This window comes from Pontibacter mangrovi (genome assembly GCF_006385705.1).
GTDB lineage: Bacteria > Bacteroidota > Bacteroidia > Cytophagales > Hymenobacteraceae > Pontibacter > Pontibacter mangrovi.
Genome location: NZ_VFRQ01000006.1, coordinates 64,551 through 86,817, shown reverse-complemented (window position 1 = coordinate 86,817; position 22,267 = coordinate 64,551). Strand labels below are relative to the sequence as shown.

Genomic DNA, 22,267 nt, shown 5'->3' with positions numbered 1-22,267 from the left:
AGCGTTCTGATGATGGCTGTAATGGGATTGCTTACCAGTAGCCGTACCTGCTTCCGTAGCCCGGCGCGTAGAAAGGGTTGCCGTAAGGCGAGGCACCGTCTGAATAGCGGATGCCGCCCATGATGCTGAAATTTTCCGTCACCTTATACGTTGCCCGAAAATCGGCGCCCATGCGCCCGGGGTTGTAGGGGCTGTTGCCAAAGTCCTGGGCAGGAAGGTTGGAGAAATCGCGCCAGATGTTGCCGCTCAGCATCAACCGCTCGCTGGCCAGGTAATCCACGCCTACGCTGGCGATGTAGTGGCTGCCGCCGCGGTTGCGGTATAGCATGGTGGTGCCCTCAGGGCCTGCTACCGTGGCGTTAAAAGGCGTGGTGCGCACATAGGCCAGGCTGGTGTTTACCCGAAAGCGATTGCTTACCTGGTAGCGCACCGACGGCTCCACGAACGTCGCGTTTCCGAAACCACTGCTGAAACTGGCACCCAGATTCATACTATAGCTAAGCTTAGGCCCTTGCCAGGATGGCTTTGAAGCCTTCGCGACTTCCGTGGCAGCGGGTGCAGCCACAGGAACGGCATCCGTCTGAGTTGGAGTCGGGGCAGCGGGCAGACTAGGCTTTAGGTCCTGCGCCATACTTTGCCCGGCATAGAGCAGGGCTGCTGTCAGCATGATGGTAAAAAAGTTTTTCACGTGGAAATAGCTGAATTTTATTTGCTTATACTAAGGTACGGCTTCGTTGGTTCAAAAGCAAAACGCCACAGCTGGCATTTAAGTATAGCTAACTTGCTATTAAGCCTTAGCGCCAAGCCATGCCTCCCGGAACGCCTGCATTTGCGGGGTCAGCTCCTTGCCGATGCGCTCGTAAGGCACCACCTCCAGCGTTTGCACCTCCTCCAGCGTCAGCGTCGCGTTGTGCGTCGCGTTGTGCGTTTGCCCGAGGCGGCTGTAGGTGATGTTTACCGTATCGCCAGGCTTGTGTTTTTTAAGGGCTTTCTCTAAATCCTTTTCTTTTCTGATCTTGCGCCCGTCCAGCGCCAGGAGCATATCGCCGCGCTCCAGGCCGGTTTTATAGGCCTCGGAGCCCACCAAGGTGCCGTTCGCGATCATGGCGCCTGCGTCTTTATACTCCAGGTATAGCCTGCCCAGCGTTGGCTGCCCGGGGTGCGCTTTCCGAAGTTCCAGCCCCGCCTGGGCCAGCAGTGGCGCATAGTCAGGCAGGGTGCGGCCGAACACGCGCTGGGCAAACACTTGCTGCGCCCAGGCTGCGTCGCCGCTCACCTCTGCCAGCGTCTGTTGTACATTGGCCATGGTATAGGGCTTTTCCGGTGCGCCGTATTTGCGCCAGAGGGCCTGCATAAAGTCATCGAGGGTTTTGCCATACTTTTGGCGCAGTTCCATGTCCAGGGCCAGGCCCAGCATGCTGCCGTAGGTATAGTAGGAGATGAAGGTGTTGTGACGGTTCACCGGGTCCACGGAGCGGGCGGCATCCACATAAGGCGCCTGTCGGCTCATCTCCACCAGGCTGTGGTATTGCCTGCCGGGGGACAGAAGCACATAGTTCAGGTCGCCGGCCAGGCCGGAAGTATACTTGTCCAGGTCATAGATGCCGGTGCGCGCCATGGCCAGGTCACCGTAGTAGCTCGTAAAGCCCTCGGCCAGCCAAAGGCCCTCGCTCATGTTAGCTTCCTGAAAGTTGAAAGGCTCCAGCGACTGCGGCCGGATGCGCTCCACGTTCCAGGTATGGAAGAACTCATGCGACACGGTGTTGAGCAAGGGACCCATGGCGTTGTCGAGGGAGCGGGAACTGGTCAGGCTGGTGGAGTTGCGGTGTTCCATGCCATCGCCCGTGGCCTGTGGCATATAGCACCCGATAAAGGTGTAGCGCCCAAAGTCAAAATCAGGCAGCTGGCCAAACACGGCCCGGTGCTCGGACACAATTTGCTTGGTTTGGGTTACGTAGCGGGCAAAGTCCTGCTCGTTGCCCTGGTGGTGCAGCGCCACTTGTATGGTTTTCTGCTTGCCGCCTTCGTTTAGGGTCCACTCCGCAAAATCAAAATCGCTGAGCTCGGTGGGGCTGTCCATCAGGTACTGGAAGTTGGGCGCAAAATAGGTGTTACCCTGCTCCTGGCGCAGCTGCGTGGCCACTTTCCAGTTGCTGCCCTGCGGCACGTGAAAGGTGACATAGGCCGGTGCCTCCTCAAAGTCGTGGGCATACATCAAGGTGGCGGGTGCGTTCAGGTGGGCGTGCGTTTCATCTACGCCGGCGTAGGTGCCGTCGGCGTGGTCGGCAAAAAGGGTGTAGCTAACGGTAGCGCTGCCTTTCGGGTGCAGCACGCCCCACTCGTTTATATGCAGCTGCACGAGCTCCAGCGGCTGCCCCTGCGCGTCGGTGGCGCGCACATTATACACGTTTTTGGCAAATTCATGGATGGCGTAGCGCCCCGGCGAGGTGCGTGCCATCTGCACTTTCAGGGTATCGCTCTGGATGCCGGAGAAGGTAACATTTACCTCTGCCTCGTGGTGCACCGCGTTCGGGAACGACAATTCATACTTTACCTGCTGCTGCGCGAGCGCCGGCTGTGCGGCCAGTCCCAGCGCTATACCTAACAGGCTGTATAATGTTGATTTCATCGGTTAGATCAGTATAATTAAACGTATAAATATAGAGATTATAGACCAGGAGTGCAATGTTTTGCCTGCGGTATTGTAGCTAGGTCCTTGGCTGACCAGGGCTATATCAGATGCAAATCTTTCAGGCTCTCTTAAAAACCTTTGCCTGCACCATGCCGCCGTAAAACGACTGGCTGTGCGTAGGGGAGAAGCCCAAGTCCTTGAAATGCTGCTGGTAGTCCGGCAACTGCCGGGCCTGCACCTGGCTCAGCCAGCCAAAAAAAACATACATGCTTTTAATTAGCAGCCGTTGCCACCACAGTGGGCGCTGCTGCACAGGCCAGAAATCGGCAAAAAGCCATTGCCCTTTGGGATGCAGGGCCTGGGCCAGCCTGCCCATGAGCGCCTGCAGGCGCTGTGGCGGGAAAAGGTCGAGGAGGAAAGGTGTAATGATGACGTCGAACTGCTCCTGCGGCTGCAGGGCCTGCTCGGTGCCAAGCCTGAACTGCACCTGAGCCTGGTGGGGCTTTGGAAAAGCGTCATACTTCTGGCGGGACATCTGCAGCATGGCCGGGGCGGCCTCCAGGTATAAAATCTCCAGCCGCTTGCCCGCGTGCAGGAGCTGCTCGAGCAGCCAGCCGGTGCCGCCGCCGATCACCAGCACCCGTGCCCCTTCCGGAACAAAAGGCAGTAAAGCCAGCTGCGCCTGCTGCAGTGCCCGCCCATACACCAACCTGGAAAGCGGGTCATAAAAAGAGGCTACGCGGTGAAATCCGCTGTCGGGGAGGTGGCGCAAGGTATGAGGCAATGGTTAGTGCCGCAAGATAGGCATCAGCGGTCATAATGCTGCTCCAGCACGCCCTGAAGCTTCTGGAAAATGTAGTCCACGATCTGCTTGCGCACACTCTCGGTGTTGCCTTTAAACTGTTCCCGGAATTCTTCGGCCTTGCCATCGTAAAGGAAGCTGACAAAGGTGGTGCCGACGGGCTTTTCCTCTGTCTCAGAGCCGCCGGGGCCGGCCAGGCCGGTGGTGGCAATGCTGATATCGGCATCCAGTAGCTTTTTGAGCCCCATCACCAGCTCGTTGGTGACCTGCTGCGACTCGGCCGTGTAGAGTTCCAGCGTTTCTTTTTTCACGCCCAGCAGTTTCTGCTTCACTTCCGGCTGATATACCACCAGGCTGCCTTTGAGCACATCGCTGCTGCCTTTTGCTTTTACAAATTCGGAGGCCAGCAGGCCCCCGGTGCAGCTTTCAGCAAAGGCCACGGTCAGGTTTTTATCTTTCAGGCTCATCACCAGCTCGGTCAGCTCCGTTTGGTTCATGTAAGTAGGGTTTATGCGTGCCCCATATCTTACTGTGTTTTGCCGCGGGAGGTTTTAGCGCAGCGGGTAGCGGTGAAGTATCGAATAAGTAGGGTGAGGCGAACCCAGCACCGACTGCCACAGCGCGATTTCGTGCACGGGCAGCTTTAGGGGCTCCTGGGAAGTAAGCGTAGGCAAGTGCAGCGGGGGCGGCGCGTCCTTCCGGAAGCGGGCCAGGGTGATATGGGGGATGGCTTTCAATTTGGTGACAGGCTGCGGTGAAAGCGCCTGTGCCAGGTCTAAGCTTAGGGCTTCAAAAGCGGGGTGCGGGGCAAAGCGAGCCCATACCAGGCGCGGGTGCCTGGGCTTAGGGCCGGGTTCAATGCTGCTAAGCAGCAGCGTGAACCGCTGCTGCCGCCCGGCTACCTGCGCCACGCGCGACTTTATACTTTCCAGTTCGCGGGCAGCTACGTTGCCGATAAAGTAGAGCGTCAGGTGCAGGTTCTGGGCAGGCATCATCCGCACGGCCGGATGGGCATAGGGATGTGTTTGCTCCTGCAGTTTCCCGAGTAGGAGGGGGGGCAGCGCCGCGGCCACAAATAACCTGATGCTGTCTTTCATAGTTAACGTATAGTAATTTTGGCTATGGCGGGCGGTCTGGCTATCGCGCAATGCCATATCATCGTAAAGTTTAAACTGATTCTAAGATATTATGATACGAAGGTTCTATAAAAGAATAGCAGCCTCTGCGGCGCTTTTCACGGTGGAGCTGGTATTTGTGTGGCTCCTGTTCCTGGCCTGCATCGTGACGTTCCTGTACCTGGGCAGCGAGATTCTGGAGGGCGACGTGGTGTGGCTGGATGAGGCCGCTTTCGGCTTTGCGGCCAGCATCAGCAGCCCAGTGCTCGACGGTTTTATCCGGTTCATCACCTTCTTTGCTTCCCGGCAGTTCCTGACACCGGCGGCACTGGCGCTGGTGGCCTATTACCTGTTTGTGCGGAAGCACCGCTGGAACTCGCTGAAAGTGCCGGTGGTGGCGCTGGGAAGCATTACGCTTAATCTCATCCTGAAGTATTTTTTTGAGCGGGAGCGGCCCATGTCGCCCCTGGTAGAAGCCTCCGGGCTCAGTTTCCCGAGCGGGCATAGTATGGTGGCTGCCTCTTTTTACGGCCTGCTGATCTACCTGGTCTGGCACAACGTCAAGCACGTGCCCTACCGCAATATGCTGATTGCCCTTCTGGTTGCCTTTGTGCTGTTGATCGGCTTCAGCCGGGTTTACCTGCGCGTGCACTACGCAACAGATGTGGTGGCTGGCTTTGCGGCCGGTTTCCTGTGGGTGATCGTCGGGATTACGGCGCTGCGGCGGCTGGAGCGATTCTCGGGCAAAGAGATATCCCCGATCGTGCTGGAGGAGCAGGAAGAAAAAGAATAAATTTTTTCAGGGAGGGTATTGTTTTCCTTGAAAGCTTGCCATACTTTTGCACTCCCAATAAACACAAAGGGTTAAAGGGTTTTGGGACGTTAAGTTGATATAGTGATCTATGCGCAAGTGGCGAAATTGGTAGACGCGCTGTCTTCAGGCGGCAGTTCCGCAAGGTGTGAAGGTTCGAGTCCTTTCTTGCGCACACTAAATCATAAAAAGGCTGGTCTTCGGATCAGCCTTTTTTGTTTTTCAAGGGTTTGCAGTGATCCATCAGTCGGCAAGGCATCATGCTCCACGTGTAACCCAACGCTTCGCCTTCGGAGAAGCTAATAATAAATCGTCCAGTCGCCCACTTTCTCTTGCCCGGTAAAGTGCTCCAGCATCCACGCCCGCTCGGGCGGCAGCTCCCTTTTTACCACCAGTACAGGCTTTTGCTGCAGCAGCTGTCGCAGTTGCTCCATCCCTTCCGGGCTGCCAAGCTGCAGCAGCTGCGCGCGCCAGGCCTCGTCGCGCTCAAACTGCGTCTCGCGTTCCAGTTTGTGGCTGCCATCCTGCAGGGAGATAATGTTTCTGTTCAGCTCAAAGGCCAGCGAGGGCAGAAGCCTGTCGTAGACCAGAATTGGCCGCTCCTGTAGGTTTTTGGCTTGAATGGCCTGGGCAATCGGGCGGCTGCCGTTGGTAAGCTGCGGGTTGTGGGCCATCAGATTGGTGGCATAGGGCAGCAGCAGGGCCATAAATACCAGCGCACCGTACACGAGCTTTTGCTGCGGCGCTCTTTCTCCCGTCCAGAGAATGGCCAGTGCCGCCAGCATCCCCAGCGGAAGCGTGAGCACGCGCCAGGGCAGCGCCACGCCCACCGGCAGCAGCGGGGCCACGAAAAGCACTACTGCCAGCACCGCAAAGTATAGCATCCCGCAGGTCATGGCTTTTCGCGCAGCCTCGGCAGAGAGCGCGTGCAGCAGCCAAGCGGTCAGCAGGGCCTGTCCGGCAAAAATAGGCAGGATGTAAAGTATAAGCTTAGAGCCTGAGAAGGAGAAAAACACCAGCGGCACCAGGATCCAAAGTATAAACAGGCGCTTGAGCGGGCCGGGCATCTGGTGTAGCTTCCGGAAGTTGGCTATCAATATAGCAGACCAGGGCAGGCTGAGCGCCGGGGCCAGCACCAGGTAAAACCACCAGGGCTTGGAGCGGCCAAATGTTTCGGGGTTGGCAAAGCGCTGCACGGTGTGCCTGAGGAGGAAGTAGTCGATAAACTGCGGGTCCAGGCGCATGAGGTACAGAAACCAGGAGCCGCCCAGCGCCAGAAAGAGCAGCAGGCCCGGCAGGTGGTGCCACCCCGATGTGCGGTTCTGAGAAGAAGTATAGTTGCCACCCAACCCGATAAGCACCAGCACCGGGAATATCAGCCCCACGGGTCCCTTTGTCAGGAATGCCAGCGCCAGCATCAGGTAGAAAAAATACAGCCACAGCGCTTGTGCCCTTGCTTTGTACCAGAGCCAGCCAAGTATGGCCGCCAGCTCAAAGGTCGTCAGGAAAGAGTCGGTGGTGAGGTTGCGGGCCGAGACGAGCACGGCCGGAATCGTCACGTACACCACGGCCGCCAGCAGCGCCTGTCGCGGGTTGCCCAGCAGCTGCTTTCCGATCAGGTACACGAGCCATACTTGCCCCAGCAGCGAGATCTGCAGGAAAAAGCGTGCGCCAAAGGCATCGGGGCCGAACAGCTGTATGCCCAGTGCCGTGATGGCATAGGTGAGAGGAGGTTTGTGGTAGTGCTGAATGCCCAGCAGGCGCGGGTGCAGCAGATCACCGCTGTGCCACATTTCACGGCCTATTTCGGCATAGCGCGCTTCGCTGGTTTCTACTACCCCCCAGGTCCCTAACTTATAGATCAGCAGCAGAAACAGCACAAGCAGCAGGATGAGCAAAGACCGACCTGTGCGTTGGTTGTAAGATGGCAGCATCGTTTAGTTTGATGAAGACGTTTCCGGGGAAGACCGCTGCTCGCGTAGCCCCAGCATAAAATTACGAGTATAAGCCGCCACGCCAAATATCTGCCCCAGAAAAAGCACCGGGTCCAGCCGCAGCACGGCATAGGACATGATCATGAGGCTGCCCACCAGGCTGATCACCCAAAAGCCGAGCGGGATGACAGACTCCTGCCGACGCTCCGAGTGCCACCACTGGTAGACAAAGCGAAACGTAAAGATCACCTGCCCGGCCCCACCCCAGGCAATCAGGGCGCCGGAGGCCTTGCTGTGCTCCATGATATAGCTAAAGCTATAGGTCTCGCTCCACAGCAGCCAGCCCACCGCCGCAAACGGAAACAGGAGGGCTCCCCAGCGCACAGGCCAGGCCAGGCCTTCCCACACCTGCTTGAGCTTGATGTTACGCACATAAATAAAATAGGAAATAAGCTGGCCGCCCACAATCACGATGTCGTTTCGCAAGGCGCCGTAGGCCATCAGCAGGACAGAGGCCAGCAGGCTGGTCGTCCAGAAGGAGTCAGGGGAAAGCACTTTACCCGCCCGTTCCGACATAACCCACTGCAGGAGGATGCGGGCTGAAAACAGCAGCTGGGCGCACAGCCCCACGCCGTAGATCAGCGCCTCAGAAATGTCCATTGGCTACCGGCTGATTCTCAAACTCCTCGGCAATGCCATAGGTGATGTAGCGCTTGCGCATCCACCGAAAGGCAAAGGTATCGTTGAGCGGGCCCCACAGGCGGTTGAACAGGTGGTATTTGGAGTAACCGGCAAAGCGCTCGAAGTGCTGCACGGGCAGCTGTTTTACCCTGCCGCCCTGCAGTTGCAGGAGCGCGGGCAGGAAGCGGTGCATCCCATCGAAGAAAGGGACGCGCTTGGCATAGGCGGCATCCATGATCTTGAGCGGGCAGCCCGTATCCACGATGCCGTCGTTGATCATGTAGCGGCGGAAGCCGTTGGCAATTTTGGAGGAGATTTTCTTCACAAAGGTATCCTTGCGCTTGGCCCGGATGCCGATGACCATCTCGTAGTCCGTGACGTGCTCGAGTAGCAGCAGGAAGTCCAGCGGGGAGGTCTGCAGGTCAGAGTCGATGTAGCCGATGTGTGTGGTTTGGCTATGGTTGATACCTGCTTTAATGGCGGTGCTGAGGCCATGGTTGCGGTCCAGGGAAATATAGCTGTAGCCGGTGCTGCGCTGGCAGATTTCCCGTATCTGGGTAAGGCTGCTGTCGGTGGAGCCATCGTTGATGAAGAGCACCTGCGTAGGCACCGGTGTCTGCGCCAGGAAGGCGTCCATGGCCTCGCGGAAGCGCTGCAGGCAGCCTTCCTCATTATAAACCGGCACGAGCACGGTAAGCGAAACGGATGTGGTAGCAACCATTTAATACGTTAGTCTATTTTAAGTATAATTTTCTTAACACTACGGGCAGCCATTAAGTTTTGGTTTAGCGGCTTTCCGTCACTGTTTGTTGCGTAGCTACTGTTGGAGACAGGGGTAGCAGCTATACCTTCAGTTCCTGCACTTCCGGCACCTGGTGGTAGGCCTTGAACCACGTTACAAAATGCCTGAGCCCTTGTTCCAGGGAGGTGCGCGGCCTGAACCCGGTAGCCTGCATCAGGTCCTCCACATCGGCATAGGTTGCCTGCACGTCGCCGGGCTGCATGGGTTGCAAATCCAGCCGGGCCTTGCGTTGCAGGAGCCGCTCCAGCGTGGCCACCATCTCCAGCAGCGGTTCAGGCTGGTGGTTGCCAATGTTGTAGATTTTGTAGGGTACCCCGTCCAAAGCAGGCTTCACGTCCAGCAGCTGCACAATGCTCTCCACCACATCGTCCACGTAAGTAAAGTCGCGCAGCATATCGCCGTGGTTAAAAATGCGGATCGGCTGACCGGCCACGATGGCTTTGGCAAAGCTGTAGTAGGCCATATCGGGCCTGCCCCAGGGCCCGTAGACGGTAAAAAAGCGCAGGCCCGTGGTGGGAATGCGGTACAGGTGCGCATAGCTGTGGGCCATTGCCTCGTTGGCCTTTTTGGTGGCCGCGTAAAAGGATATCGGGGCATCTGTGCGGTGGCTGGTACGGAAAGGCGTTTCCTCGTTCAGGCCGTACACCGAGCTGGAAGAGGCAAAGAGCAGGTGCTTGATCTGGTGATGGCGGCAGCACTCAAGTAAGTTGGCAAAGCCCACCAGGTTACTGCTCACGTATTCTTCCGGATGATCGATGCTGTGACGGACGCCGGCCTGTGCTGCCAGGTTAATCACCACATCAAAGCGCTGCTCGGCAAACAGGTGCTGCAGGGCGGCTGCGTCGGCCAGGTCCAGCTGTACAAAGGAGGCATTGGCGACAGTGCGGCTCTGGCAGCTTGTGCGCGCCTGTATGTCCGAGCGCTCAAAGCCCTGCGCTTTTAGCCGGCCATACTTAAGCTCCGGGTCATAGTAACTGTTCAGGCTGTCGATGCCTACTACCTCATGGCCTTGCTGCTGCAGGGCCAGCGACAGGTGATGGCCTATAAAACCCGCGCTCCCCGTCACCAGTATTCGTTGTATTGCTTTCATGCCGTACCCTTCTCTATACGCCAGGTGGTGTGTGCAGTGCCACTGCCCCGGCCGGTAATGCAAACCTATCCTATAAACTTGTAGAAAATCTGTAGCATAGATACGTGTTTTACTGCATATTTCTAGTTTTCGTTTGCGTTAAATTGTGGAGGGAAGGCATTTTGCTACGAACCAAACCCTGCGTGTGGCCGCAGCGACTTTCCGCAAAGGCAAGGGCTATAGGTAGGCGCCAAAGCGGGAAAGCGAATTTTTACCCGCCCTCTGCCGCACGAAAATTTTTAAAGAAGTCGGGAATGTCATACTTTTAGAAGTTAATTGGCTGTACCTGAACATACATGTTATTTATTCTTCGCGCTGCGCTGCTTTGTACCCTGCTTTTTCTGCCTCTGCTGCCGGCAATGGCCCAACACCCGGATGAGGTGGTGGCGGTACGGCAGCAACTCTTCCAGGAAAGGCAAAAGGCGCTACAGGCAAGTATAACGCCTGCCCGAAAGGCTACCCGCCTGCTGGAACTGGGGGCGTGGCAGGAGGCAAAGCAGGTACTGCAACAGGCGCAGCCAGGAACCGAGACGACCCTGGCCTGGGCGCGGCTGGCCCTGCTGGAAAGCAGGTTTCCGGAGGCCGAGCGCCTGGTAGCGCAGGTGCTGGTAAAAGAGCCGGCGCAGCGGGAGGCGCTCCTGCTGCTGGGCCAGCTACAGCTGCAGGCCTGGGAACTGGAGAAAGCCAAAGCCACTGCCCACGCGCTGCTCACCGAAAACCTAAAGGATGAGGAAGCGGCCCTGCTGCTAGGGCGGGTGCTGATGCTGCAGAAAAAGTATGAGGAGGCGCTGCGATGGGCCCTGAAAGTGCAAGGCTGGAACCCTGAGAATGCCGGGGCCTGGCTGCTGGAGTCGGAAGTGCATTTCTGGAACCAAAAGCCGGAGCTGGCCGAGCAGCCCCTTATCAATAGCCTGACCCTGAACCCGTTTAATGCCGATGCCCGCTTTAACTATGGCTATGCTATCTGGCGCCGGGTAGACGCCACGCAGCTTGATGCCATGGCGGCGCAGTGGGAGCTGGCGCTGGCGCTAAACCCGCTGCACTACGTGACGCACTGGCACTGGGGGAACGGCCATACCAACCTGACCTATGCCGACTACGCCCAGCCCGAGGACGGAGAGGTGCGGCAGGAGCTACAAGCAGCAGACAGCCTTCTTTCCGGCAATAAGCTAGCAGAGGCCCTGGCCGCGGCCGCACGGGTGCAGCAGAAGTATAAAAGCTCGGTTTTGCCTGCCATGCTCCGCGGCTCGGCATATTACATGGCCTTCGGAATGGACAGGCAAACGCGCCTGGACTCGGCCCAGGCGATTTTTCAGCGCATCCTCCAAAAAAAGAAACACTACGGGCCGGCGCATAACGCCCTGGCGGCGGTCATCAAGCAAAAACAGCTCACCTACCTGCACCACTACGACTCGCTGCAGCAGGTGGTGCAACAAACGGTGATAAAAGACCCGGCTACCTTTGCCCGGGTTTTCCCGGATGTCACCTATTACCCTGGCAAGGAAGTGCAGCAAATGGTGTGGGCGCAGCTGTACGAGAGCACCGTATACTTTCCGTTTCTGAGTAAACAGGGCGAGACCTTTGTGATACCACCTTTGCACGTGGACCTGGCCACGGCCATGCACACGCCTTTCTTCCGGCAGGCCACTACCTTTGATAACCGCCAGTGGATGGACATCCGGGGGGTGGGAAGCGGGGCGGCGGCTATAGAGTATGTGGTGCGCGGGGCTTACCTGGAGCGGAATGTGGTGCTGCATGAGTATACCCACCTTTACCACCAGCTGGTGTTTACCGATGCCGAGAAGCGGGAGGTGCGCCGCCTGTACCACCAGGCCATGCTGGAGGGACGCACCCTGGACTATTATTCTGCCAACAACGAGCACGAGTTCCTGGCCCAGGCCTATCCCGCTTACTATGAGCCGGTGAAAGTGCATCCGCTCAACCACAAATCCATCAACACCACCGCTGACCTCAAAGCAAAGGACCCCGAGCTGTATATTTTTCTGGATAAACTGGTGCAGCGGCAACGGGCCTACCTGGCAGGCGACAAACAGGCCATGGCCACGAACTGGGCGCAAGTATACCTGAACCTGGCCAACAAAGCGCAGCGGCAGGGAGCGTTGGAGAAAGCCACCCTTTACCTGGACACTGCCCTGCGTTGGGACGGGAGCTACCAGCCGGTGCTGCTGGCCTATGCCCAGGTAAAGCAGGCGCAGAAGAAGTACAGTGAAGCCAGGGCCTGGCTGGAGAACGCCAAAAGCGTGAACCCGGGCTATGCACCGCTTTTCCTGGCGGAAGCCAGGCTGCAGGAAGCCCTGAAGCGCCGCGGGAAGCTAAATGCCCATGATGCGCTGATGAGCCAGATAGCGCTCTACAAAAAAGCTGCGGAGCTGGAGGACGACCTGCTGCTGCAGGCTGATATTAACGAGCAGTTCCGGGAATTTTTTATGGATTATGGCATGGTGCCAGAGGCGGTAGCCGTGGCCGAGGCCTACGTGGTGAATGGCGCTGTCATATCCACCTACCTCCGCGACCGCCGCGACGAGGCGCTGGCGTATGCCAACTGGCTACGGGGCACGACCAGCCTACAGCCCGAGGCGGCGCAGGAGCTTGGAAGGCTGGTCTCGCTAAAGCCCCAACAGTATGCGTTGCGCCGGCAATATGCCGAGGTACTGGCAGTGCAGGGCAAATACCAAGAGGCATTTGAGACGCTGGCCGAGGCGCAGCGCATTCTGGCAGCTGCCGGCACCCCGGACGCAGGCTTTATGGTGCGCATGGCATCTTACCAGTTGCAGCTGCAGAACAGGGAAGCGGCGCTGGCCGCGTGCAAGCCCCTGCTGGAGAAGCAAGCCAGTCTTGCGCCGCAGGACCGTTACCTGCTGGTGGAGGTGCTGGCCCGGCTTGGCCAACAGAAAAAGGCAAGGCAGCTTTTAAAAGAACTCCCCCAGCCGCAGACCGTGGTAGAGAAAGCCGCGGTGCTGACAGCAAAGGGAAACTTGCAGGAGGCTGTCGGGCATGTGAACCAGGCCATCGGGCTCTACGAGCGTTCGCTGCTGCTTTACCCTTACCAACTGCAGGTGCGCCAGCGGCTGGTGCAGCTATTGCGGCAAAAGGGACGGCAGCGGGAGGCAGACAACGTGGCGCTGGCAGGCGAGCAGCTGGCGCACACCTAAGGTAAAACACAGACCATTTTTTATACTTTAATTAATCTTTACATGAACCAACCTTTACTGAAACAACTTAGTCTTTTCTTGTGCATGCTCCTGGCCGTGGCCTGCAGGCAGACGCCTGCGGGGCAGGAGGGGGCCGTGGCCGTCATCGACCCGGTGGATACCAACAACACCACCACGGAAGTATACCTGGTGCGCCACGCCGAGAAAGACATCTCGAACCCGGACAACCAGGACCCTGACCTTTCGCCGGCGGGGACGGCACGGGCCGAGGCGCTGCGAACACTGCTGGAGGGGAAGCAGGTGGACGCGCTATTCGCCACCAAGTATATCCGCACGCAGCACACGCTGGCGCCACTGGCCCAGGAGCGGGAGCTGGAGGTGATCACCTATGAGGCCCATGACTTTGCCCATTTGAAACAGCAGATACTGGAAGAGCACCGGGGGCAGACGGTGGTGATCAGCGGCCACTCCAATACGCTGCTGCCCATGATGGAGACGTTCGGGGTAAAGCGCCCTGTGCCGTTTATCTCCGACAATACCTATGACTACCTGTTTAAACTGACGCTGGCGCCGGATGGCACGGCTACCGTAGAGACAGACCATTTCGGCGCCTCCTCCCGCTAAGGTTTTTCCCTTTTGGCTAAAGCCCCTGCTACGCTGTTGTGGCAGGGGCTTTTTGCTTTCCATAACACCTGGGCCCCTTGGCGCCGTACAAAAACCCAAACCATAGGAAACATGCGCAACGTAACGATCAAAGTAAAAGAAGGAGAGGGGCAAGCGGTAAAGAAGATCGCCCAGGACCACAAGGGCGTGAACCTGGTGCTGGAAAAGGTAGACCAGGGGGAGTTGGTGACCGTTTGCCTGAACAACAGCAAAGTCAGCGACTTTATCGCCTCGCTTAGTGACTTTGAAGAGGCGGAAATCACCTTGGTGCCCAGAGGCATCATTTCGCTGTATCCCCCGCAGGATGATGCCCCCGACCAGGTGGCCGATGTGACCTTCCGGAGCCCGATAGAGATTTTTCTAGGTGGCCTGCAGAGCGTCGGCTCTAAAACAGGCCTGCTGGCCTACGCGGTGGCGGGAGGTATGCTGGTGTGGGTCGGTTTTTACACCAACACGAGTTACCTGCTGGTGGCAGCCATGCTGGTGTCGCCGTTTGCGGGCCCGGCCATGAACGCGGCGCTGGGCGCTGCCGCTGGCAAAGGAGGGCTGCTAAAGCAAAGCCTGCTGCGCTATTTCATGGCCATTGGCACGGCCATACTTGTCACGTTTATACTTTCTTTCCTGATCGATCAAAAGTATGCCACCTCGCTGATGGTAAGTGTAAGCCATATTTCGCAGGTGACGGTGCTGCTGCCTTTGGCGGCAGGCGTGGCAGGCGGGGTGAACCTGGTGCAGTCCGACCGCGACAGCCTGGTGTCGGGGGCGGCTGTGGGCATGCTGGTGGCAGCCTCGCTTTCGCCGCCTACCGGCCTTATCGGCATGGCGCTAAACTTTGGCAACTGGCAACTGGTGCGCAGCGGCGTCTTCCTGCTGATCTTTCAGCTGCTTGTCATTCAGCTGGTGGCGGCCCTGGTGTTTCGCTACCTGGGCAAGGTGACGGTAAAGGGAGTTCGCTTTGCAGACGGCAAAGAGCGCGTGTTCCGGATCTCGCAGGTCGTGTCGGTGCTGCTGATCGGGGGCATGCTCTACTGGCAGTTCTCCAACAAGCCGGGGCTGGAAAAGGCCAGCCTGAACACGCTGATGGAGGAGGTGATGCGTCAGGAGCTTTCCAAGATGAAAGACATTGAGACCATTGCCCTGGATGCCCGCTTCACGCGCGGCACGCTTCCGGACAAGAACCCGGTCATCTGCGAGCTGTACCTCTATAAGCGCAGCGATTCGCTGACTGACGGGCAGGTAAAGAAGAGGGTGGCAGCGGTGCTCTATCAAAAACTAAAGGCCAAAGGCTGGAACGCCGATCCCATGTTCGACATTACGGTGCTGGATTACCCGGGCACCGGCTACAAATAAAGTATGGAATAACGGATCAACGCTAGCGCTGCACCACCCGCGAGGCGGCCACTTTATCATGGAAGGTACGGCTGGTGTTGTGGAAGGTGCCCAGAAGTATCCGGAAAAAGATAATCACCAAAGAGGCTGGCCTTAGAAAGAAGCGAAGCGTGGCGGCCCGAAAGGAAATCCGCTCGCCGTGGTCATCAGTCACGCGCAGGTTCATGAGGTATTTGCCCACCGTGCCCTGGCAGGGGCAGGTTTCGGTGCCGGCAAAGTATAGCCAGCCGAGCATCAGGTGCAACAGCCGCTCTGGCTTTAACAAAAGCACGGCATCATTACTGCTAAAGGTAAAGAAATCGGCAATGCCCACCAGGGTAAGCAGCAGCAGCGCATCCAGCAGGAAAGCTGCTGCTCGCGCGCTCCAGGTAGCCAGCTCCGTCTTGCTCTTCCGGTGGGTATAGGTCGTCTGCATAAGGGTATCAGGTAGGGGTCACCTTTTTTTATACTTGCCTGCAGGCGTCGGGTTGCAGATTGGCTGTCAAAAGGAGGCTTTCATGCGTCTGCGGCCTCAAAATCCCTCCCTGTTTTTGATGTGCTACGCGCTGATCAGGAAGCGGGCTTGCCGGGGTGCTGCAGCACGAGCGTGCCAGCCACTTTGTCGTGCAGGGCCTGGCGGCGCTCGGTAAAGGCGGCCATCAGGTAGCCGATCAAAAGCGTGAGGTTAGACAGGATCTTGCCCAGATAGCGGCCTGAGGCGCGGGCAAAGGATAGGCGGTGCCCCTGGGTATCGGTCACAAAAATGCCGAAGACCTGTTTTCCCCAGGTTGCCTGCCGGGCAGAGCTCTCGAAGCTGGCAAAGTATAGCCAGGCCACCAGGAACACGATGCCCTGCAACTTCATTCGCCCTTCCAGGTCGGTGATTTCGGGTACCTGCCGGATGCCCACGAGCGGCAGCACAAAGATGCTGATGAAGAGGGAGATGAGGAGGGTATCCAGAAAAAAAGCAGCCAGGCGCTTCCAGAAACTGGCATATTCCACGACGACAGGGCTACGGTCTTCTTCGCTAAGGTAAAATTGCATGTATCATGTATGTTGGCAGCGATGATACAACATCCTGGGCACACCTGCAATAAAAAAGGCCGCCTATCAGCATGGGCGGCCTTTGAAGTATGCTTTCTGCGAGGCGATCAGGATTTGGCAGGAGGCGTAAAGCGCTCCATCTTGTTTTGGCGGGGCTGCTGGCTCATCAGGTACTTGTAGATGGCCCGCAGGTCCTCTTCTTTCATGCCCGAGTACATTTTCCAGGGCATCAGCGTCTGCAGCTGGCCCGGCTGTAGCGGCTGCTCGGTCAGGGCCGGGTCCTCATACATTTTAAAGCGCTTCACAAAAGCCTCTTCCGTCCATTTGCCTATGCCTGTTTCCCTGTCGGGGGTGATGTTGGCAGAGCGCAGAATACCGCCATCCGGGAACCGGAACTCCAGGCCGCCGGCAAACTCTTTTCCAGCGATGGGGGCGCCTTTTTCCTGCGGGGTATGGCAATCGCCGCAGGCAGCGACGGTCACTAAATATTTCCCCCTGGAGAGCTCATCGTCCAGCAGGGCTTTATCGGTGGCCGGGGCGGCAGCGTTTGTGGGCATTGTGCGCAGCATCAGGTTCATCGGGAAGTCAGGGTCTGATTTCGGCACTTTGTTTTTGATGGGCTGCAGCGTCCGGATATAGGCGACAATGGCGTGGGCATCCTCGTTGGTCAGTTGGCTGTAGGATTTGTAGGGCATCACCGGGAAGAGCGGCTCCCCGTCGCGGCTCACGCCCCGGGTAAAGGCCCGGTAAATCTCGCCGTCCGTCCAGGTGCCGATGCCGGTTTCTTTGTCGGACGTGATGTTTTTGGCGTAGAACGTGCCCGGAAAGCCAAAGTTATGGTCGAACACATCGCCTCCCTTGCCCAGCGTGCCCGCTAGGGGCGGCCCCGAGAGGCGCGAAAAGTCGCGGGTGGAGTGGCAGTCGATGCAGACGGTGACGTGGTTAGCCAGATAGCGGCCCCGTTCCACCTGGGCGGCGCTTTTATCCACGGTGATGGTAGGGGCGGCATCAACGTTAGGGAAGGCGTACTGCAGGTATATAATGCCCGCTGCAATGGCCACCAGGACGAATACGACCACGTAGCCGGCTACTTTCAATACTTTTCTCATGTTTCGTGTTTAGGTAATTGGCGCAAAATAGTACAGTTATGAAGTATAATATTTCAAAATATTATCGGCATTGTCAATAGCTACTGTACCGTGAGCGTATTTTTTTTAGTCTAAGCATCAGAAGGTTAGGCCAACATCAACAAAAAAGCCGCAAACAAACGCTTGCGGCTACCTTGTTTTTACAAAAGTATGGCTTAGGGCCTTTCGGTAAAGAACAGCGCGATGAGCGCCGACACGATAAAATTTACCCCAATCGAAAGCACGATAAAGCCCATGATGCGCGAGAGCGCCGCCAGACCGGCCTTGCCCATGTAGCGCGTGAGCTGATGCGAGAAGCGCAGGATGATGTAGGAAACCGCCGCCAGCAGGATAATGCCGATCAGGATCATGACCATGTCCAGGTAAGAAAGCGAAGTGGTGAACAGGCCGATGCTCACGGCAATGGCACCGGGGCCGGAAAGCATGGGCATGGCCAGCGGCGTAAACGAGATGTCTTCCTTGAGCTGTCCTTCCTCCACCACATCCGGGGAGATTTTCTTTTTATTGGCGCCCGGAGCCAGCAAATCGAAGCCTGCGCGCATAATCATCAGTCCGCCGGCAATGCGCAGGTCGTGGATGCGGATACCGAAGAAGTTTAGCACGTACTGCCCGGCCAGGAAAAACACGGCCAGGATGCCCACCATGTACAGGCAAGCCTTCAGGGCCTGCTGGTTGCGGTAGGCGGGGGTGTCGTCCTGTGTCAGGGTCAGGAACACAGGCATCGCCCCGAAGGGGTTTACGACAGAAAATAAGGCAGAAAAGGTGGCAAGTATGATTTCCATGTATAAAGTATGGGCTCAGGGTAAGGTGTAAGGTTAAATATAGTAGATTCGTAATGCATCTGCAACGAAAAACCACGGCTGCGGGTGGCAAATACAGGAAGATATTTTTCCAGATAGGTATGGCGCTGGAGCCGCCACCGGAAAATTGCACCATAAAACACACAGAACTTACGCCTTTTGTCTTTGGGGTCCGTACAGAATCCTTATTTTTGAGGATAGATCAATTAAACCGTTACACGACATGAAAGGAGAAGTAAAGCTGGGTATACTTGGCGGCGGGCAGCTGGGCCGCATGCTGATGCAGGCCGGGCTCGATTTTAACCTCTATACCCTGGTGCTGGACCCCGACGAGAACGCGCCTTGCAAAGATATCTGCAACGAGTTCTACGTGGGCAGCTTCCGCGATTTTGATACTGTGTATGAGTTCGGCAAGAACTGCGATATCCTCACTATTGAGATCGAGCACGTAAACGCCGATGCGCTGGAAAAGCTGGAGCAGGAGGGGGTGAAGGTATACCCGGATGCCAAAACCGTGCGCACCATTCAGGACAAGGGCTTGCAGAAGGAGTTCTACCAGAAGCACAGCATTCCGACTTCTGATTTCATACTTTTAAAAGATAAAGGAGAGCTGCAGCAAAGTATAAACTTCCTGCCGGCCTTCCAGAAGCTGCGCCGCGAGGGCTACGATGGCCGCGGCGTGACCCGCCTGACGGACGAGGCCGATTTCGGGAAAGCCTTCGAGGAGCCGTCGGTGCTGGAGAAGCTGGTGGATTTTGAGAAGGAAATTTCCGTGATCGTGGCCCGCAACGAAAGCGGTGAGGTGACGGCTTTCCCGGTGGTGGAGCTGAGCTTCCACCCGGAGCACAACCTGGTGGATTCGCTTTTCGCGCCGGCCAACGTGCCGTACAAGCTGCAGCGCCACGCTATCGAGATCGCCACGCGTGTGATTGAGGCTTTTGGCATGGTCGGTATACTTGCCGTGGAGATGTTTTTGACCAAGGACGGGCAGATCCTGGTAAACGAGGTGGCGCCGCGTCCGCATAACTCCGGGCACCATACCATCAAGGCCAACTATACTTCGCAGTACGAGCAGCACCTGCGCGCTATCCTTAATTTACCATTGGGCTCCACCGAGATCCAGAGCGCCGCCGTGATGCTGAACCTGCTGGGTGAGCCGGGCTACGACGGCGAGGCAAAGTATGAAGGACTGCAGGAGGCGCTGGCCGTGCCAGGGGTGTACATCCACCTGTATGGTAAAAAGTATACCCGCCCTGCCCGCAAGATGGGGCACATCACGGTGCTGGGTAAAGACATAGAGGAGGCGCAGCAGCGTGCCGAATCCGTTAAGAACGTTATCAAAGTTAAAGCATAAGTATGGCTGAAGAAACTAGAAGTACACAACCGCTGGTAGGCATCATCATGGGTAGCCAATCTGACCTGAAGGTGATGGACGCCGCCGCCGAGATACTGGAAACACTGGGCGTGCCGTTCGAGCTGACCATCGTATCCGCACACCGCACGCCGCACCGCATGTTCGAGTATGCCGAGAATGCCCGCAAGCGTGGCCTGAAGGTGATCATCGCCGGCGCTGGCGGCGCAGCCCATTTGCCGGGTATGGTGGCCTCTATTACTACGCTGCCGGTGATCGGTGTGCCGGTAAAGTCCTCCAACTCCATCGATGGCTGGGACTCCGTACTGTCCATACTTCAAATGCCGGGTGGCATACCCGTGGCCACAGTGGCCCTGGACGGGGCTTTGAACGCCGGTATCCTGGCTGCCGAGATCATCGGTACCAGCAATCCTGCCGTGGCCGATAAGCTGGAGAAGTATAAGAACAGCCTGAAAGACAAGGTAATGCGTTCGGTAGAAGAGCTCAAGCGCGGAGACCGTGATTTGGATTAACTTCTAGCAGTAAAGGCAGTGAAAAAAGGAGCAGCTCAAGTGGGCTGCTCCTTTTTTAGTGATAAACCTATCCTAAACCAGGCGTTTCGCTGTCCTTAAAAAGGATACGTTAGCGAAGTACTTCCGGCATATGACGCAAATAACACAGGACGTTTGGTGGAGAGGCAAGATTATTGTTATTGAATTATAATGCTATAATATTGTAAATATTTTAACTTTCAGGGATGAGATGCGTTTAAGGGGGGTACCCTTTATCCACTTTAGCTGAAGGTATATGGATGTCGTAAACAGCATCAGCAATTATACAAAGCCTGCCTATCCCCTGTTATACAAGCCACACAAACGGCCTTTCCTGAAAAGGCTGAAAAGGCGCTTAGCAGGTTCCTTTAGTTATGGCACCCCCGAATTTTTTATCCGAGAGAACAGCTATGCGCGTCTAAAGCAGTTAAAGTACTGCCTGAAGGACTACGTGCTCCGGAAACCGTATAAAGAGATCGATTATCGGCTGGAGTTTCAGCAGGAGCTGACCTTTGTGCTGCCCTTTGCCTATTGGCACCACGTAAACGGCACTTTGCAAAAAACTATCTCCTCCAGGTATACCAAAGAGCTGTATTTTTTTAGCGATAACCACGAGGAAAAGTACGAGACGCGGCTCGACAGGCTGCCCGAGGACAGCTATGAAATCCCCAATATGTTTCATTGCCTCACCATGTCGTTTGACAAGTGGGCCAGGGTGCCGTTAAAGGCGCATTATCAAAATGACCTGTTTGTCTTTGAAAAGCCGCTGCTGATCATTGCCAACAAGTATAACACGGAATGGGGAAACGGGCCGGTTAATTTCTTCAGTGTAGCCATGCTGGAGCAGATCATTCACAAGTTCCGCCACAAGTACCAGATCGTTTATAACCGGCCTGGCCCTAACTACATTGTCATGGACAACAGCGCCATCCTGGAACTGAAAGAGGAGGCATTCCTGCGGAAGTATTATCCGGATGTGCTTATGGCCGAGGACCTCTACCAGGCAAACCGTGCAGCGGTCAACAACTATAACCACTTCCAGCTGATGCTGTATGCCAACTGCGGGCGCTTTTTATCGGTACATGGCGGCACGGCTGCCCTGGCCAGCTACTTTGGCGGTAAAAACATCATCCTGTCCAGGCGGGGCCATGAGCACAGGCTCAAAGAGTTTAAACACATTTTTCCTGCCCTGTCCGGCGCTGAGATCTTCCATGCCAAAAATGAAGCCCAGGTGCTGACTTTCCTGGATAGCCAATTTTAGTCGAGTGTTTCCTTTATCTATAGTTGATCACCATCTTGGCCAGCACCTTTGAGGCGCCGTAGCAGATCCCGGGGCTTACATGCAGCCGAAACACGTTGACCAGGTTTACGAAAACATATTTTCTGTTTTGCGTTGTCTGCCATACTTTGGCCGCTACGCTGACGCCGTAGCGGGCAAAGAACTGGCGGGCCAACCGGCGTGTCTTTTTGCGGTGCTGCGGCGGCACATGGTGCTGGATAAGGTCTATGAGGAAGGCCACGTCCTGCAGGTACTCCCCGGTGAGTATCTTGGCAGCAGAGATAGAGTCATCGTGCTTACGGTACTCGGCCAACAACTCCGGCGTATAGGCCACGGGATAATGCTTGGCGATGCGCACCCACATCTCCCAGTCCTCGCCGTAGGTCTTGCCATAAAAAGAGCCGAGCTTCTCGTATACTTCCCGCTTAACGGTCATGGTAACGTATTGCAGGCGCTGGCCGGAGGCGATGCGCAGCAGCCAGTTGCTTAGCAGGCCGCTGTGGGGCATTTCCAGAGCGGACATGCCGGCCATCACCTTGCCTGCCTCGTTTATGTACCTGTAGCGGCAGAAGGCTGCCCCTGCTTCGGGATATTGCTCAAAAAGGGCTTCTATGGCCCTGTAATACCCTTTTATAACGCGGTCGTCGCCATGCAGGATGTGCAGGAGGCGGCCTTGGGCGCGGTTGATGCAGGTTTCAAAATTGCGGAGGCTGCCCACGTTCTGCGGCTGCCTGTAATATTGGATTCGGCCTTTGCCCACTTCCCGGACGATGCGTTCCACGTCGGCGTCGGTGCTGGCATCGTCCACCACCTCAATTTGCATGTGCCGGGCCGGGATGTGCTGGGCCAGCACGCTTTCCAGGGTCTCGGCCAGAAAGCAGGCGCAGTTATACACCGGGATCATGACAGACCAGGTAGGCCGGTCAGGCGAGTCTGCCAGCGGCTTAATGGGGGGTGGTGAGCTTGGTATCCGTTCCATCGTTC

Annotated in this window: 21 protein-coding genes and 1 tRNA gene; 8 read left to right on the top strand and 14 right to left on the bottom strand. The window is 56.8% G+C overall.

Annotated features, from left to right (window positions below; genetic code table 11):
- Nucleotides 1-31: 31 nt before the first annotated feature.
- The 5 genes from FJM65_RS12180 to thpR all read right to left on the bottom strand — a co-directional run bounded on the left by FJM65_RS12180 (nt 32) and on the right by thpR (nt 4,531).
- On the bottom strand, nt 32-688 hold the full coding sequence (locus FJM65_RS12180) for a TonB-dependent receptor (RefSeq protein ID WP_239022937.1): 657 nt from the start codon (nt 686-688) through the stop codon (nt 32-34).
- 99 nt (nt 689-787) lie between these two features.
- A complete protein-coding gene (locus FJM65_RS12175) occupies nt 788-2,629 on the bottom strand; it encodes a M61 family metallopeptidase (protein ID WP_140621814.1) in 1,842 nt (613 codons plus the stop codon).
- Nucleotides 2,630-2,750: 121 nt separating this feature from the next.
- On the bottom strand, nt 2,751-3,404 hold the full coding sequence (locus tag FJM65_RS12170; RefSeq protein ID WP_140621813.1) for a class I SAM-dependent methyltransferase: 654 nt from the start codon (nt 3,402-3,404) through the stop codon (nt 2,751-2,753).
- A 35-nt stretch (nt 3,405-3,439) separates the two neighbouring features.
- Nucleotides 3,440-3,931, bottom strand: coding sequence for a CinA family protein (locus tag FJM65_RS12165; RefSeq protein WP_140621812.1), 492 nt, complete (start codon nt 3,929-3,931; stop codon nt 3,440-3,442).
- Between the two features lie 54 nt (nt 3,932-3,985).
- Nucleotides 3,986-4,531, bottom strand: a complete 546-nt coding sequence (gene thpR, locus FJM65_RS12160; protein ID WP_140621811.1) for an RNA 2',3'-cyclic phosphodiesterase — start codon at nt 4,529-4,531, stop codon at nt 3,986-3,988.
- 91 nt (nt 4,532-4,622) lie between these two features.
- Here thpR and FJM65_RS12155 point away from each other — a divergent pair, with 91 nt between their 5' ends.
- Both FJM65_RS12155 and FJM65_RS12150 read left to right on the top strand, forming a co-directional pair.
- On the top strand, nt 4,623-5,342 hold the full coding sequence (locus FJM65_RS12155; protein WP_140621810.1) for a phosphatase PAP2 family protein: 720 nt from the start codon (nt 4,623-4,625) through the stop codon (nt 5,340-5,342).
- A gap of 111 nt (nt 5,343-5,453) precedes the next feature.
- A tRNA-Leu gene (locus FJM65_RS12150) sits at nt 5,454-5,535 on the top strand.
- Between the two features lie 124 nt (nt 5,536-5,659).
- Here the strand turns inward: FJM65_RS12150 and FJM65_RS12145 are convergent.
- The 4 genes from FJM65_RS12145 to FJM65_RS12130 form a co-directional block, all read right to left on the bottom strand.
- On the bottom strand, nt 5,660-7,294 hold the full coding sequence (locus FJM65_RS12145; protein ID WP_140621809.1) for an ArnT family glycosyltransferase: 1,635 nt from the start codon (nt 7,292-7,294) through the stop codon (nt 5,660-5,662).
- Nucleotides 7,295-7,297: 3 nt separating this feature from the next.
- On the bottom strand, nt 7,298-7,954 hold the full coding sequence (locus tag FJM65_RS12140) for a lipid-A-disaccharide synthase N-terminal domain-containing protein (RefSeq protein WP_140621808.1): 657 nt from the start codon (nt 7,952-7,954) through the stop codon (nt 7,298-7,300).
- Nucleotides 7,941-8,696, bottom strand: a complete 756-nt coding sequence (locus FJM65_RS12135) for a glycosyltransferase (protein ID WP_140621807.1) — start codon at nt 8,694-8,696, stop codon at nt 7,941-7,943. The genes FJM65_RS12140 and FJM65_RS12135 overlap by 14 nt, the downstream gene beginning before the upstream one ends.
- A 121-nt stretch (nt 8,697-8,817) precedes the next feature.
- Nucleotides 8,818-9,867, bottom strand: coding sequence for an NAD-dependent epimerase/dehydratase family protein (locus FJM65_RS12130; protein ID WP_140621806.1), 1,050 nt, complete (start codon nt 9,865-9,867; stop codon nt 8,818-8,820).
- A 335-nt stretch (nt 9,868-10,202) separates the two neighbouring features.
- Here FJM65_RS12130 and FJM65_RS21265 point away from each other — a divergent pair, with 335 nt between their 5' ends.
- The 3 genes from FJM65_RS21265 to FJM65_RS12115 all read left to right on the top strand — a co-directional run bounded on the left by FJM65_RS21265 (nt 10,203) and on the right by FJM65_RS12115 (nt 15,092).
- Nucleotides 10,203-13,079 (top strand): tetratricopeptide repeat protein, encoded by a 2,877-nt coding sequence (locus FJM65_RS21265; RefSeq protein ID WP_181163707.1) that lies wholly within the window; start codon nt 10,203-10,205, stop codon nt 13,077-13,079.
- Between the two features lie 42 nt (nt 13,080-13,121).
- Nucleotides 13,122-13,703 (top strand): phosphoglycerate mutase family protein, encoded by a 582-nt coding sequence (locus FJM65_RS12120; RefSeq protein WP_239022936.1) that lies wholly within the window; start codon nt 13,122-13,124, stop codon nt 13,701-13,703.
- Between the two features lie 111 nt (nt 13,704-13,814).
- Nucleotides 13,815-15,092, top strand: coding sequence for a DUF389 domain-containing protein (locus FJM65_RS12115; protein WP_140621805.1), 1,278 nt, complete (start codon nt 13,815-13,817; stop codon nt 15,090-15,092).
- Nucleotides 15,093-15,114: 22 nt separating this feature from the next.
- On the opposite strand, the gene FJM65_RS12110 is transcribed toward FJM65_RS12115, so the two are convergent.
- From FJM65_RS12110 to FJM65_RS12095, 4 genes are all read right to left on the bottom strand, one after another.
- Complete coding sequence (locus FJM65_RS12110; RefSeq protein WP_140621804.1) at nt 15,115-15,546, bottom strand: RDD family protein; 432 nt, start codon at nt 15,544-15,546, stop codon at nt 15,115-15,117.
- Nucleotides 15,547-15,680: 134 nt separating this feature from the next.
- Nucleotides 15,681-16,154 (bottom strand): RDD family protein, encoded by a 474-nt coding sequence (locus FJM65_RS12105; protein WP_140621803.1) that lies wholly within the window; start codon nt 16,152-16,154, stop codon nt 15,681-15,683.
- Between the two features lie 107 nt (nt 16,155-16,261).
- Nucleotides 16,262-17,263 carry a c-type cytochrome gene (locus FJM65_RS12100; protein WP_140621802.1) on the bottom strand — a complete coding sequence of 334 codons (1,002 nt, stop codon included), beginning with the start codon at nt 17,261-17,263 and terminating at the stop codon, nt 16,262-16,264.
- 194 nt (nt 17,264-17,457) lie between these two features.
- Nucleotides 17,458-18,084 (bottom strand): MarC family protein, encoded by a 627-nt coding sequence (locus FJM65_RS12095; protein WP_140621801.1) that lies wholly within the window; start codon nt 18,082-18,084, stop codon nt 17,458-17,460.
- 241 nt (nt 18,085-18,325) lie between these two features.
- Here FJM65_RS12095 and FJM65_RS12090 point away from each other — a divergent pair, with 241 nt between their 5' ends.
- The 3 genes from FJM65_RS12090 (at nt 18,326) to FJM65_RS12080 (ending at nt 21,265) form a co-directional block, all read left to right on the top strand.
- Nucleotides 18,326-19,456, top strand: a complete 1,131-nt coding sequence (locus tag FJM65_RS12090) for a 5-(carboxyamino)imidazole ribonucleotide synthase (protein ID WP_140621800.1) — start codon at nt 18,326-18,328, stop codon at nt 19,454-19,456.
- A gap of 2 nt (nt 19,457-19,458) precedes the next feature.
- Nucleotides 19,459-19,986 carry a 5-(carboxyamino)imidazole ribonucleotide mutase gene (purE, locus tag FJM65_RS12085; RefSeq protein ID WP_181163706.1) on the top strand — a complete coding sequence of 176 codons (528 nt, stop codon included), beginning with the start codon at nt 19,459-19,461 and terminating at the stop codon, nt 19,984-19,986.
- A gap of 274 nt (nt 19,987-20,260) precedes the next feature.
- Nucleotides 20,261-21,265: a hypothetical protein gene (locus FJM65_RS12080; protein ID WP_140621799.1), complete on the top strand. Its 1,005-nt coding sequence runs from the start codon at nt 20,261-20,263 to the stop codon at nt 21,263-21,265.
- A 13-nt stretch (nt 21,266-21,278) separates the two neighbouring features.
- Here the strand turns inward: FJM65_RS12080 and FJM65_RS12075 are convergent, their stop codons facing one another.
- Nucleotides 21,279-22,262 carry a glycosyltransferase family 2 protein gene (locus FJM65_RS12075; RefSeq protein WP_140621798.1) on the bottom strand — a complete coding sequence of 328 codons (984 nt, stop codon included), beginning with the start codon at nt 22,260-22,262 and terminating at the stop codon, nt 21,279-21,281.
- Nucleotides 22,263-22,267 lie beyond the last annotated feature (5 nt).

Bases quoted from the DNA above. Each gene is read 5' to 3' on its own strand.
- FJM65_RS12115 (WP_140621805.1), top strand. From the start codon at position 13,815: ATGCGCAACGTAACGATCAAAGTAAAAGAAGGAGAGGGGCAAGCGGTA.
- FJM65_RS12075 (WP_140621798.1), bottom strand. From the start codon at position 22,262: ATGGAACGGATACCAAGCTCACCACCCCCCATTAAGCCGCTGGCAGAC.
- FJM65_RS12080 (WP_140621799.1), top strand. From the start codon at position 20,261: ATGGATGTCGTAAACAGCATCAGCAATTATACAAAGCCTGCCTATCCC.
- FJM65_RS12175 (WP_140621814.1), bottom strand. From the start codon at position 2,629: ATGAAATCAACATTATACAGCCTGTTAGGTATAGCGCTGGGACTGGCC.
- FJM65_RS12130 (WP_140621806.1), bottom strand. From the start codon at position 9,867: ATGAAAGCAATACAACGAATACTGGTGACGGGGAGCGCGGGTTTTATA.
- FJM65_RS12140 (WP_140621808.1), bottom strand. From the start codon at position 7,954: ATGGACATTTCTGAGGCGCTGATCTACGGCGTGGGGCTGTGCGCCCAG.
- FJM65_RS12155 (WP_140621810.1), top strand. From the start codon at position 4,623: ATGATACGAAGGTTCTATAAAAGAATAGCAGCCTCTGCGGCGCTTTTC.
- FJM65_RS12100 (WP_140621802.1), bottom strand. From the start codon at position 17,263: ATGAGAAAAGTATTGAAAGTAGCCGGCTACGTGGTCGTATTCGTCCTG.
- FJM65_RS21265 (WP_181163707.1), top strand. From the start codon at position 10,203: ATGTTATTTATTCTTCGCGCTGCGCTGCTTTGTACCCTGCTTTTTCTG.
- thpR (WP_140621811.1), bottom strand. From the start codon at position 4,531: ATGAAAGACAGCATCAGGTTATTTGTGGCCGCGGCGCTGCCCCCCCTC.
- purE (WP_181163706.1), top strand. From the start codon at position 19,459: ATGGCTGAAGAAACTAGAAGTACACAACCGCTGGTAGGCATCATCATG.
- FJM65_RS12110 (WP_140621804.1), bottom strand. From the start codon at position 15,546: ATGCAGACGACCTATACCCACCGGAAGAGCAAGACGGAGCTGGCTACC.
- FJM65_RS12165 (WP_140621812.1), bottom strand. From the start codon at position 3,931: ATGAACCAAACGGAGCTGACCGAGCTGGTGATGAGCCTGAAAGATAAA.
- FJM65_RS12120 (WP_239022936.1), top strand. From the start codon at position 13,122: ATGAACCAACCTTTACTGAAACAACTTAGTCTTTTCTTGTGCATGCTC.
- FJM65_RS12135 (WP_140621807.1), bottom strand. From the start codon at position 8,696: ATGGTTGCTACCACATCCGTTTCGCTTACCGTGCTCGTGCCGGTTTAT.
- FJM65_RS12090 (WP_140621800.1), top strand. From the start codon at position 18,326: ATGAAAGGAGAAGTAAAGCTGGGTATACTTGGCGGCGGGCAGCTGGGC.
- FJM65_RS12105 (WP_140621803.1), bottom strand. From the start codon at position 16,154: ATGCAATTTTACCTTAGCGAAGAAGACCGTAGCCCTGTCGTCGTGGAA.
- FJM65_RS12095 (WP_140621801.1), bottom strand. From the start codon at position 18,084: ATGGAAATCATACTTGCCACCTTTTCTGCCTTATTTTCTGTCGTAAAC.
- FJM65_RS12145 (WP_140621809.1), bottom strand. From the start codon at position 7,294: ATGCTGCCATCTTACAACCAACGCACAGGTCGGTCTTTGCTCATCCTG.